The sequence below is a fragment of the Streptomyces sp. NPDC054866 genome (assembly GCF_053610745.1).
In genome coordinates, this window is record NZ_JBSGZA010000002.1 from 831,565 (window position 1) to 843,508 (window position 11,944).

Sequence of the window (11,944 nt, forward strand, 5' to 3'; positions counted from 1 at the left end):
AACGGACCCGCAGGAAAATCGCCAAGTTCTTGACCCGGACTATTTTTTTACTGGGTCATGACTTAATCGGTTGTACGCACCCCGGTGCAGTACCGGAGGATAGGGGCGCCCACGCCAGAACCCCCGCCCACGCCTCTCGAAGAGACCCCGTGCTCATACGACTCCTGCGGGCCCACCTGGGCCCGTACAAGAAGCCCATCGCCCTGCTAGTGCTGTTGCAGTTCCTGCAGACCTGCGCCTCTCTCTATCTGCCCACGCTCAACGCCGACATCATCGACAAGGGCGTCGTGAAGGGCGACACGGGCTACATCCTGTCGTTCGGCGGCATCATGATCGCCGTCACCGTCGCCCAGGTGGTCTGCAATGTGGGGGCCGTCTACTACGGCGCCCGCACCGCGGCCGCGCTCGGCCGCGACGTCCGTGCCGCCGTCTTCGACCGCGTGCAGTCGTTCTCCGCCCGGGAGTTGGGGCAGTTCGGCGCGCCGTCGCTGATCACCAGGACCACGAACGACGTCCAGCAGGTGCAGATGCTGGTCCTGATGTCGTTCACGCTGATGGTGTCGGCGCCGATCATGTGCGTCGGCGGCATCGTCATGGCCCTCGGCCTCGACGTACCGCTCTCGGGTGTCCTGATCGCGGTCGTGCCCGTCCTCGCGATCTGCGTGAGCCTCATCGTGAAGCGGCTGCGTCCGCTCTTCCGCACCATGCAGGTGCGCCTGGACACCGTGAACCGCGTGCTGCGCGAGCAGATCACCGGCAACCGCGTCATCCGCGCCTTCGTCCGCGACGACTACGAGAAGGACCGCTTCCGGAAGGCCAACGCCGAGCTGACCGAGGTGTCGCTCGGCACAGGCAAGCTGCTCGCCCTGATGTTCCCGATCGTCATGACCGTCGTGAACATCTCCTCGATCGCCGTGGTGTGGTTCGGCGCGCACCGCATCGACAGCGGCGGCATGCAGATCGGGGCGCTCACCGCGTTCCTCGCGTATCTGATGCAGATCGTGATGTCCGTGATGATGGCCACCTTCATGTTCATGATGGTGCCGCGCGCCGAGGTCTGCGCCGAGCGCATCGAGGAGGTCCTGGACACCGAGAGCAGCGTGGTGCCCCCGGCCTCCCCCGTACGGGAGTTGAGGCGCCACGGCCACCTGGAGATCCGCGACGCGGGCTTCCGCTACCCCGGCGCCGAGGAGCCCGTCCTGAAGGCCGTCGACCTGGTCGCGCGGCCCGGCGAGACGACCGCCGTGATCGGCTCGACCGGCAGCGGCAAGTCGACGCTGCTCAGCCTCGTGCCGCGGCTCATCGACACCACCGAGGGCGAGGTCCTGGTGGACGACGTGCCCGTGCACACCATCGAACCCGGGCTGCTCGCGCGGACCGTGGGCCTGGTGCCGCAGAAGCCGTACCTCTTCGCCGGCACGGTCGCCACCAACCTCCGCTACGGGAACCCGGACGCGACGGACGAGGAGCTCTGGCACGCCCTTGAGGTCGCCCAGGCGAAGGGCTTCGTCGAGAGCCTGGAGGAGGGCCTGAACGCGCCCATCTCGCAGGGCGGCACGAACGTCTCCGGCGGTCAGCGCCAGCGCCTCGCGATCGCGCGGACGCTCGTACAGCGCCCCGAGATCTACCTCTTCGACGACTCCTTCTCGGCCCTCGACTACGCGACCGACGCCGCCCTGCGCGCCGCGCTCGGCCGCGAGACCGCGGAGGCGACCGTCGTGATCGTCGCCCAGCGCGTCTCGACGATCAGGGACGCCGACCGCATCATCGTCCTCGACGAGGGGCGAGTCGTGGGGACGGGACGCCATCACGAGCTGATGGAGAGCAATGAGACCTACCGGGAGATCGTGCTCTCCCAGCTGACGGAAGCGGAGGCCGCGTAATGGCCGGTCCGGGCGGACAACAGATGATGGGGCCGGACTCCCGGTCGATGGACTTCAAGGGGTCCGGCAAGCGGCTCCTCGCGCAGTTCAGGCCCGAGCGCGCGACGATGTACGGGATGCTCGCCGCCGGAGTGCTCAGCGTGGCGCTCACCGTGCTCGGCCCGAAGATCCTCGGCAAGGCGACCGACCTGCTCTTCGCGGGCATCGTCGGGCGTGACATGCCGGCCGGCGTCACCAAGGAGCAGGCCATCGAGGGCCTGCGCGACAAGGGCGACGGCGGCATGGCGGACATGCTGACCGGCGTCGACTTCACGCCGGGCGAGGGCATCGACTTCGGGGCCGTCGGCGAGGTGCTGCTGCTCGCGCTCGGCGTGTTCCTGATCGCGGGTCTGCTGATGGCGGTGGCGACGCGTCTTTCCAACCACGCCATCAACAAGACCGTCTTCCGGATGCGCGGCGACGTACAGGAGAAGCTGTCGCGGCTTCCGTTGTCGTACTTCGACAAGCGGCAGCGCGGTGAGGTGCTCAGCCGGGCGACGAACGACCTCGACAACATCGGGCAGACCCTCCAGCAGACCATGGGCCAGCTGGTGAACTCGCTGCTCACCATCGTCGGCGTACTGATCATGATGTTCTACGTCTCGCCGCTGCTCGCCCTGGTGGCGCTTGTCACCGTGCCGCTGTCGTTCTTCGTGGCGACGAAGGTCGGCAAGCGGTCGCAGCCGCAGTTCGTGCAGCAGTGGAAGTCCACCGGCAAGCTCAACGCGCACATCGAGGAGATGTACACCGGGCACAACCTGGTGAAGGTCTTCGGGCGCCAGGAGGAGTCGGCGAAGGCGTTCGCCGAGCAGAACGACGCGCTGTACGAGGCCGGGTTCAAGGCGCAGTTCAACAGCGGGGCCATGCAGCCGCTGATGTTCTTCATGTCGAACCTCAACTACGTGCTCGTGGCCGTGGTGGGCGGCCTCAGGGTCGCGTCCGGCGCGCTTTCGATCGGTGACGTGCAGGCCTTCATCCAGTACTCGCGGCAGTTCTCGATGCCGCTGACGCAGGTCGCCTCGATGGCGAACCTGGTGCAGTCCGGTGTCGCGTCCGCCGAGCGGGTCTTCGAGCTGCTCGACGCGGAGGAGCAGGAGACCGACCCGGTGCCGGGCGCGCGTCCCGACCAGCTGCGCGGCCGGGTCGAGATGGAGGAGGTGTCCTTCCGCTACGAGAAGGACAAGCCGCTCATCGAGGACCTGTCCCTGAAGGTCGAGCCGGGCCACACGGTGGCCATCGTCGGACCGACAGGCGCGGGCAAGACCACGCTGGTCAATCTGCTGATGCGGTTCTACGAGGTCACCGGCGGGCGCATCACGCTCGACGGCGTCGACATCGCGAAGATGTCGCGCGACGAACTGCGGTCCGGCATCGGCATGGTGCTCCAGGACACCTGGCTGTTCGGCGGCACGATCGCGGAGAACATCGCGTACGGGGCGGCCAAGGACGTCACCCGCGAGGAGATCGAGGAGGCGGCGCGGGCCGCTCACGCGGACCGCTTCTGCCGCACGCTGCCCGACGGCTACGACACGGTGATCGACGACGAGGGCACGGGGGTGAGCGCGGGCGAGAAGCAGCTGATCACGATCGCGCGTGCGTTCCTGTCCGACCCGGTGATCCTCGTCCTCGACGAGGCGACGAGCTCGGTCGACACCCGTACGGAGGTGCTCATCCAGAAGGCGATGGCGCGGCTCGCCCACGGGCGGACCTCGTTCGTCATCGCGCACCGGCTGTCCACGATCCGCGACGCGGACACCATCCTGGTGATGGAGGACGGGGCGATCGTGGAGCAGGGCACGCATGACGCGTTGCTGGCGGCGGACGGGGCGTATGCCCGGTTGTACGCCGCGCAGTTCGCACAGGCGGTGGCCGAGGTCGACTGACCCCGGTTCAGTCGAGGTAGCCCCTGAGCTGGTCCGCGAAGGCGTGGTCCCGCAGCTTGTTGAGGGTCTTGGACTCGATCTGGCGGATGCGTTCGCGTGTCACGCCGAAGATCCGTCCTATCTCCTCCAGGGTGCGGGGCCTGCCGTCCGCGAGGCCGTAGCGCAGCTGGACGACCTTGCGTTCGCGCTCGCCGAGCGTGGAGAGGACCGCCTCCAGGTGCTCGCGCAGGAGCAGGAAGGCCGCCGACTCGACGGGGCTCGTCGCGTCGCCGTCCTCGATGAGGTCGCCGAGCGCGACGTCGTCCTCCTCGCCCACGGGCGCGTGCAGCGACACCGGTTCCTGGGCCAGGCGCAGGACTTCGCTGACCCGCTCGTGCGGCAGGTCGAGGTGCGCGCCGACCTCCTCGGGGGTGGGTTCGTACCCCCGCTCCTGGAGCATGCGGCGCTGGACGCGGACGACGCGGTTGATGAGCTCCACGACGTGTACGGGGACGCGGATGGTGCGGGCCTGGTCGGCGAGGGCCCGCGACATCGCCTGGCGGATCCACCAGGTCGCGTACGTGGAGAATTTGTAGCCGCGTGCGTAGTCGAACTTCTCGACTGCCCTGATCAGGCCCAGGTTTCCCTCCTGGACGAGGTCGAGCATGGTCAGTCCGCGGCCTACGTACCGCTTGGCGACGGAGACGACGAGGCGGAGGTTGGCCTCGATCAGGCGGCGCTTGGCCATCCGGCCCATGACGACCAACTTGTCGAGGTCGAGGGCGAGTTGTGAGTCCAGGTCGGTGGCGAGGCGCAGCTTCTCCTCGGCGAACAGACCGGCCTCGACCCCGCGGGCGAGCTCCACTTCCTCGGCCGCCGTGAGCAGGGGGATCCGGCCGATCTCGCGCAGATACTGCCGGAACAGGTCGGATGAGGGGCCGCCGGTGTCGGCGCGGCCGCGGGAGGCGGGCGGCGGCAGGGGCAGCTCACCGCTGTCCGGTTCGAGCGCCTCCGGGGCGTCCGGGGGCTCGGGGGCCGCTTCCGCCCCTGGACCTTCGGGACCCGCCTCCGGGTGCCGTGCGGCGCGGCTCTGCGACGGCACGGCCGCGATGACGTCCGTATCCGCCGCAGCCTCTGCTTCCGCTGCCGCTGCGAGGGCGGTCTCGGTCTGACTGAGGGTCTGGGTCTGCACGGGGGCGACCTCCATGATGATCGCTGCTGAGGCGTGCGGCAGCGGTACAGCGGGATCGGCTTCGACGGCCTCGCCGCTGTCCGTCCCGAACACGATGTGTGGAATCGCGGGTGTACCGGATCCGCATCCGCTGTCTGCGGGCCGGCCGCGCTCCGAGGACTCAGGCACCGCAACCCAGTGTGGGGTACGACACACGGCCGCCACGAGGGGCGTGCGGTGACTTTTTGAGTCCGGTGCGTGACCGTGTGGTTACCCGCCGGGTAACCATCGGCCGCCATGTGAACCCCGGGTCCGGCCCCGGACGAGGGCCGGGGGCGGGCTCAGAGTGCGTCGGCGCCGCGTTCGCGCAGTGCCCTGCCGTACTGCTGGAGGACCCACAACTCGTTCTGGACAGCCCTCAGTTGCGCGGAGTCGCCCTGTGCGCTCAGGCGGGCCAGGCTGCCCTGGACGTCGCGGACGCGGCGGTCGACGGCGCGCAGCCGGACCTCGACCAGCTGCTGGCCCGCATAGATCTCGTCCACCGTCTTGCGCAGGATCGCCTCGACGGCAAGCTCCGTGACCATGGCGCGGACCGTGTCGTCCGGCGCCGCGTCCAGGACGCGGGCGAGGTAGGCCTGCGGCTCGGCGATGCCCGCCTCGGCGCCGCCCGCCTCCTCGACGCACTGGCGCACCGCCGCGTACGGCGGCGCGGTGAACTCGTCCACGCCGTACGCGTCGAAGGCCGGGGAGACCAGCTCCGGGCGTTGCAGGGCCAGTTTGAGCAGCTCGCGCTCGGTGCGGTGGGCGGGGCTGCGCAGGGTGAGCGCGGGGCCGGAGGGCGCGGACGGCGCCGTGGCCGCGTACTGCTGGTGCTGGTGCGTGCGCTGCTGTTGCGGGGCCGGGCCCCTGCCGCCCCGGTCGCGGGCCCAACGCGCCAGCTGGGCCACGCGCTTGACCACGAACTGGGTGTCCAGGATGCCGAGCATCCCGGCGAGCTGGACGGCCACTTCGTGCTGCGCGCCGCTGTTCTTGATGCGGGCGACGACGGGCGCCGCCTCGTCCAGGGCGGCGGCGCGGCCCGCGGGGGTCTCCAGGTCGTACCGGCCGACGATCTGGCGCAGCGCGAACTCGAAGAGCGGCGTGCGGGGTTCGACGAGGTCGGCGACCGCTCCGTCCCCTTTGGCCAGGCGCAGCTCGCAGGGGTCCATGCCCTCGGGCGCGATGGCGATGTACGTCTCGGCGGCGAACTTCTGGTCGTCCTCGAAGGCGCGCAGGGCGGCCTTCTGGCCCGCCGCGTCGCCGTCGAAGGTGAAGATCACGCGCGCGGAGCCGTTGTCCATCAGGAGGCGGCGCAGGATCTTGATGTGGTCGCCGCCGAACGCGGTGCCGCAGGTCGCGATGGCCGTGGTGACACCGGCGAGGTGGCAGGCCATGACGTCGGTGTACCCCTCGACGACGACCGCGCGGGAGGTCTTGGCGATCTCCTTCTTGGCGAGGTCGACGCCGTAGAGCACCTGGCCCTTCTTGTAGATCGGCGTCTCAGGGGTGTTGAGGTACTTGGGGCCGTTGTCGTCGTCGCGCAGCTTGCGCGCGCCGAAGCCGACGACCTCGCCGCTGATGTCGCGGATCGGCCACATCAGGCGGCCGCGGAAGCGGTCGATGGGGCCGCGGCGGCCCTCCTGGGAGATGCCGGAGAGGATGAGCTCCTTGTCGGTGAAGCCCTTGCCGCGCAGGAACCGGGTGAGGTGGTCCCAGCCCGCGGGGCTGTAACCGACGCCGAAGTGCGCGGCGGCGGCCTGGTCGAAGCCGCGCTCGGCCAGGAACTTGCGGCCGATCTCGGCCTCGGGGCTCTCCAGCTGGTCGACGTAGAACTGCGCGGCGATCTTGTGGGCCTCGACGAGCCGGATGCGCTCGCCGCGCTGGCTGGAGGGGTTGTACCCACCCTCCTCGTACCGCAGGGTGATGCCCGCCTGGGCGGCGAGGCGCTCGACCGTCTCCGAGAAGGTGAGGTGGTCGATCTTCATCACGAAGGCGATCGTGTCGCCGCCTTCCTGGCAGCCGAAGCAGTGGAAGAGACCCTTGCTGGGGCTGACCTGGAAGGACGGTGACTTCTCGTCGTGGAAGGGGCACAGGCCCTTGAGGTTGCCTCCGCCCGCGTTCCGCAGCTGGAGGTAGTCGGAGACCACGGCGTCGATCGGGACCGCGTCCCGAACCGCCTTCACGTCCTCGTCATTGATCCTGCCTGCCACGTTGGAATACTACGGCCCTGCTCCGACACTCCCGCCCTGCCCCGTCACCCGAGCAGCGACTCCAGAGGGACGGACGGGTCGGAGAGGGACTCGGCGGGCGGCCGCGCGCCCATGCGGATCAGCTTCTGGATGGTGTCCGTGACGTCCCACACATTTACGTTCATCCCGGCGAGGATCCGCCCCTCGCTCAGCCAGAAGGCGACGAACTCCCGCTTCCCCGCGTCGCCTCGGACCACGACCTGGTCGTACGTCCCCGGGGGCGCCCATCCCGAGTACTCCAGGCCCACGTCGTACTGGTCCGAGAAGAAGTAGGGCACCCGGTCGTACGCCACGTCCTTGCCGAGCATCGCGCGGGCCGCGGCCGGGCCGCCGTTCAGGGCGTTCGCCCAGTGCTCCACGCGCAGCCTCGTGTCGAAGAGCGGGTGCTGGACGGCGGCCACGTCGCCCGCCGCGAAGATGTCCGGGTCCGAGGTCCGCAGGGAGGCGTCGACCACGACGCCGCCGCCGTGCGCGCGGTCGGCGATTTCGAGCCCCGCGGACTCGGCGAGCGCGGTGCGCGGCGCGGCGCCGATCGCGGCGAGCACGTCGTGCGCGGGGTGCTCCTCGCCGTCGTCCGTGCGGGCGGCGAGGACCAGGCCGTCCTCCCCCGCGATCTCGGTGAGCGTGGCGCCGAAGTGGAAGCGCACGCCGTGCTCGGCGTGCAGGTCGGTGAACATCTGGCCGAGCTCGGGGCCGAGGACCGCGTGCAGCGGGGTGGGCTGGGGCTCGACGACGGTGACCTCCGCGCCGTACGTCCGCGCGGCGGCGGCGACCTCGAGGCCGATCCAGCCCGCTCCGGCGATCACCAGGTGGCCGTTGTCACGGCCGAGACTGGCGAGAACCTGCCGCAGCCGGTCGGCGTGCGCGAGGCGGCGCAGGTGGTGCACGCCCACCAGGCCGGTGCCGGGGACGTCGAGACGGCGCGGCTCCGCGCCCGTGGCCAGGAGGAGTTTGTCGTAGTGGATGACGGCGCGGTCACCGAGGTGGACGGCCTTGGCCGTGCGGTCGATGGAGACGACGGTCTGGCCGAGGTGCAGCTCCACGTCCGACTGTGCGTACCAGGCGGGTTCGTGGACGAAGACGCTGTCGCGCTCCTCCTTGCCCAGGAGATATCCCTTCGACAGGGGTGGGCGCTCGTACGGGTGGTCGCGTTCGTCGCCGATGAGGATCACCCGGCCGGTGAAGCCCTCGGACCGGAGTGTCTCGGCCGCTTTCGCGCCCGCGAGACCTCCTCCGACAATGACGAACGTCTGATCCGCGTCGACCACTTGATGCCTCCTCAAAGCCTTGCCGTCAGGGGGGAGCGTCCCGCACGGAGCGTGATGGGGGAAGGGGTTGGGACCCGATCCGGCCAGTTTTCGTCACGCCCCGTGGTCGATCGGGTCATTCCGCATATGTCAGGGCTATACATGTCAGTGCTGTCTCGCCGTGAGCCGCGCGTGCAGGGAACGCGCGGCGGCGTCCGTGAGGGACGCGATCTGGTCGACGACGACGCGCAGTGCCGCGCGGTCGTCGTGCGCGGTGTCGTAGAGCGCGCGGAACTGCGGGTCGAGCCCTTCGGGGGCGCGCGCGGTGAGCGCCTCGGCCAGCTCGGCGACGACGATCCGCTGATCCGCGCGCAGCCGCTCCTGGGCGGGGCGCTGCATCACGTAGCGGTCGGCGACGGCCTTGAGGACCGCGCACTCGTGGCGTGCCTCGCGCGGGACGACGAGTTCGGCGGCGTACCGGGTGAGGGGGCCCTTGCCGTACCGCAGGCGGGTGGCGGTCTCGGCGGCGAGGCAGAAGTGGCCGATGAGCTGGCTCGTGGCGTCCTTCAGGCGGCCCTGGGCGATCGCCGAGCCGTCGTATCCATGCGGCCACCACTCCTGGTCCAGGAGGCGGTCGAGGGCTTCGGAGAGCTCTTCGGGGTCAGTGTCCGCCGGTACGTAGCGGCCGATGGCGACGGCGAAGATGTCCTGGCGCTCGGGCTCGGCGTGCAGCAGGTTCGGGTCGAGGTGCCCGGCGTGCAGGCCGTCCTCGATGTCGTGCACCGAGTACGCCACGTCGTCCGACCAGTCCATGACCTGGGCCTCGAAGCAGATGCGGCGGCTCGGGGCCTCCTTGCGGACCCAGTCGAAGACCGGCCGGTCGTCTTCGTAGACCCCGAACTTGGGGGAATCGGGGTCGGTGGGGTGAGCGCCGCGCGGCCAGGGGTACTTGGTGGCGGCGTCCAGGGCGGCGCGGGTCAGATTGAGCCCCACGCTGACCAGTTCGTCCGTCTGCTCACTTCTTACGAAGCGCTTCGGTTCGATGCGGGTGAGCAGGCGCAGTGACTGGGCGTTGCCCTCGAAACCGCCGCAGCTCTCCGCGACTTCGTTCAGCGCCTGCTCGCCGTTGTGTCCGAAGGGCGGGTGGCCCATGTCGTGGGAGAGGCAGGCCGTCTCCACCAGGTCGGGGTCGCAGCCGAGGGCGGCGCCGAGCTCGCGGCCGACCTGGGCGCACTCCAGGGAGTGCGTCAGGCGGGTGCGGGCGCTGGCGTCCCACGCCTCGTTGCTGCGCGTGCCGGGGGTGACCACCTGAGTCTTGCCGGCGAGGCGGCGCAGTGCGGAGGAGTGCAGGACGCGCGCGCGGTCCCGCTGGAAGGCGGTGCGCCCCGGCCTCTTGTCCGGCTCGGTGGCCCATCGCTCGACGGCGCCCTTGTCATAGGCAGCCTCGGCCGCCTCGTCGTCGTACGCGTTCGGTGCAGTGCCTTCCATGCACCGACAGTAAACGCAAGCAGTGACAAAGGGGGCTTCAGGGCTCCTCCGTGGCCGACAGGCGACGGTCAGGCGGAGGTCAGCTGACGGGCCGGAACCTGCGTGGCGGGGGCGGCAGCGCGGGCCTGGTCGTAGCGGTGCAGGAGGAGGCGGGCCATCGCCGGGTGGGCGCCGAGCGGGGCGGCGGCGATCCAGGGGGCGGCGTCGGCGCACTGCGTGGCGAAGCGGCCCGGCGCCGTGAAGTACGAGGCCACGGCGGTGCGGTGGCGGCCACGGGCGGCGAGGGCACGTACCGCTCCGGGCACGCTGAGCGCGGAGGCCGCGGTCGGCGAGGCGTACGCGGGAACCACCGGTACGCCGAGCCGCTGGGCGAGGAGGTCCGCCGTGCGGCGGGTGTCCGTGGCGGAGTCCGGGTCTCGGGAGCCCGCGGCGGCGAGGACCACCCCGGCGGTGCGCCGGCCGGCTTGGCCGAGTCCGGCAGGCCAGCCCGCTTCGACCAGCCGGTCGTGCAGCGCGTCGACGAGCAGGGGATGCGGGCCGAGGGGGGCGGCGACCCGCGTGTCGAGGTGGGGCGCGCCCGCGGCGGCCTCGGGGATGTCGTGCTTGACGTGGTAGCCGCGGCTCAGCAGCAGCGGCACGAGGACCGCGGAGCCGGTCGCCGCGGCGAGGGTGTCGGTGAGCAGCGGCTCGTTCAGCTCGATGTGGCCCAGGCGCACGGTGAGCCCGGGCCTCAGCTTACGGACCCGTTCGATGAGCGCCGTGACGGTGGCGAGAGCGCGGGGCTCACGGCTGCCGTGGGCGACCACGACGAGGGCGGGCACTGGTGCGGGCGCCGGTGCCGTGCGACGCCTGCCGTCGCGCGACACGAGGGCGAGCTGGCTGCCGAGCTGGCGGGTGATTCGGTCCATGATGTGCGCCGTACTTTCGAGAGGGGTGCTGCCGGACTCATCGCGAAGCGGGTTCGACGGCGTCATGGACCGAGGATGGCCGCGGCGTATTGCGGTCGCGTTGCGCGCCGGTGACGGGTCCTTTCAGCCTGGCTCACCGACGGTGCCGTCGCGTTGTCAGTGCGGTCGCTTACCGTTGTGGACAGTGATCGGATCGGGGGGATCCGGCATCGGCGCACGGGGGAACGGCATGGAGCGTCCGGGGTGGATGCGTCCGGGGTGGATGCGGCTGCCGCACACGCGGCGGGGGCAGCGGCGGGCCGTGCAGGCCTTCATGGCCGTGTGCGTGGTGGCACTGCTGCCCGCGACGTGGCTGTTCGTGACGACGGAAGGGCGGCTGCACACGACGGCCGACGTGCCGCGCACGCGGGTCGCGGTCGTCTTCGGAGCCGGGCTCTGGGAGGGCGAGCCGTCGCCGTATCTCGCGCACCGCCTGGACGCGGCGGCCGAGTTGTACGAGGCGGGGCGGATAGAGGTCGTCCTCGTCACCGGGGACAACAGCCGCGTGGATTACGACGAGCCGGACGCCATGCGCGCGTATCTGACCGAGCGCGGTGTGCCGGGACGGCGGATCGTCAGCGATTACGCGGGCTTCGACACCTGGGACTCCTGCGTGCGCGCCAAGAAGGTGTTCGGCGTCGACCGGGCGGTGCTGATCAGCCAGGGCTTCCACATACGCAGGGCCGTCGCGCTCTGCCGCGCGGCGGGCGTCTCGTCGTACGGCGTCGGGGTCGACGCCAAGCACGACGCGACCTGGTACTACGGCGGCGCGAGGGAGCTGTTCGCGGCGGGCAAGGCGGCGTTGGACTCGGCGTTTCGACCGGATCCGCGGTTCCTGGGCCCCCGCGAGACCGGCGTGGACCGGGCCCTGGCTGCGCCTCGCTGAGCCTGGCCCCTGGGCCTTGAGCGGGGTGCGGGGTTGCGTCTGCCTGGTCCCGCTCGTCCGCCGGGTGCCGGTCGTGGTACTTCCTCGCGCAGTTCCCCGCGCCCCTTAAGGGGCTCACAGCGGGGTTTGGGGC

The 11,944-nt window shown here is 70.7% G+C and carries 8 protein-coding genes; 3 read left to right on the plus strand and 5 right to left on the minus strand.

Translation table 11 applies throughout. From position 1 onward, the window contains the following. The first annotated feature begins 149 nt into the window (after positions 1-149). A complete protein-coding gene (locus ACWGI2_RS12505; protein ID WP_453695177.1) occupies positions 150-1,883 on the plus strand; it encodes an ABC transporter ATP-binding protein in 1,734 nt (577 codons plus the stop codon). Beyond that, positions 1,883-3,805: an ABC transporter ATP-binding protein gene (locus tag ACWGI2_RS12510; protein WP_453695179.1), complete on the plus strand. Its 1,923-nt coding sequence runs from the start codon at positions 1,883-1,885 to the stop codon at positions 3,803-3,805. The genes ACWGI2_RS12505 and ACWGI2_RS12510 overlap by 1 nt, the downstream gene beginning before the upstream one ends. Positions 3,806-3,812: 7 nt before the next feature. Here ACWGI2_RS12510 and ACWGI2_RS12515 read toward each other — a convergent pair whose 3' ends face one another. From ACWGI2_RS12515 to ACWGI2_RS12535, 5 genes are all read right to left on the minus strand, one after another. Further along, a complete protein-coding gene (locus ACWGI2_RS12515; protein WP_453395415.1) occupies positions 3,813-5,144 on the minus strand; it encodes a sigma-70 family RNA polymerase sigma factor in 1,332 nt (443 codons plus the stop codon). 152 nt (positions 5,145-5,296) lie between these two features. After that, on the minus strand, positions 5,297-7,204 hold the full coding sequence (gene dnaG / locus ACWGI2_RS12520) for a DNA primase (RefSeq protein ID WP_453695181.1): 1,908 nt from the start codon (positions 7,202-7,204) through the stop codon (positions 5,297-5,299). A gap of 44 nt (positions 7,205-7,248) precedes the next feature. Then, the gene (locus ACWGI2_RS12525; protein WP_453695183.1) at positions 7,249-8,511 is read right to left on the minus strand and encodes an NAD(P)/FAD-dependent oxidoreductase; all 1,263 of its coding nucleotides are present in this window, start codon (positions 8,509-8,511) and stop codon (positions 7,249-7,251) included. Between the two features lie 144 nt (positions 8,512-8,655). Beyond that, positions 8,656-9,978, minus strand: a complete 1,323-nt coding sequence (locus ACWGI2_RS12530; RefSeq protein ID WP_453695185.1) for a deoxyguanosinetriphosphate triphosphohydrolase — start codon at positions 9,976-9,978, stop codon at positions 8,656-8,658. A 68-nt stretch (positions 9,979-10,046) separates the two neighbouring features. Beyond that, positions 10,047-10,952 (minus strand): sirohydrochlorin chelatase, encoded by a 906-nt coding sequence (locus ACWGI2_RS12535; protein ID WP_453695187.1) that lies wholly within the window; start codon positions 10,950-10,952, stop codon positions 10,047-10,049. Positions 10,953-11,115: 163 nt separating this feature from the next. Here ACWGI2_RS12535 and ACWGI2_RS12540 point away from each other — a divergent pair, with 163 nt between their 5' ends. Beyond that, the gene (locus tag ACWGI2_RS12540; RefSeq protein WP_453695189.1) at positions 11,116-11,811 is read left to right on the plus strand and encodes a SanA/YdcF family protein; all 696 of its coding nucleotides are present in this window, start codon (positions 11,116-11,118) and stop codon (positions 11,809-11,811) included. The last annotated feature ends 133 nt before the right edge of the window (positions 11,812-11,944 follow it).

Bases quoted from the DNA above. Each gene is read 5' to 3' on its own strand.
- ACWGI2_RS12510 (WP_453695179.1), top strand. From the start codon at position 1,883: ATGGCCGGTCCGGGCGGACAACAGATGATGGGGCCGGACTCCCGGTCG.
- ACWGI2_RS12530 (WP_453695185.1), bottom strand. From the start codon at position 9,978: ATGGAAGGCACTGCACCGAACGCGTACGACGACGAGGCGGCCGAGGCT.
- ACWGI2_RS12535 (WP_453695187.1), bottom strand. From the start codon at position 10,952: ATGACGCCGTCGAACCCGCTTCGCGATGAGTCCGGCAGCACCCCTCTC.
- ACWGI2_RS12540 (WP_453695189.1), top strand. From the start codon at position 11,116: ATGGAGCGTCCGGGGTGGATGCGTCCGGGGTGGATGCGGCTGCCGCAC.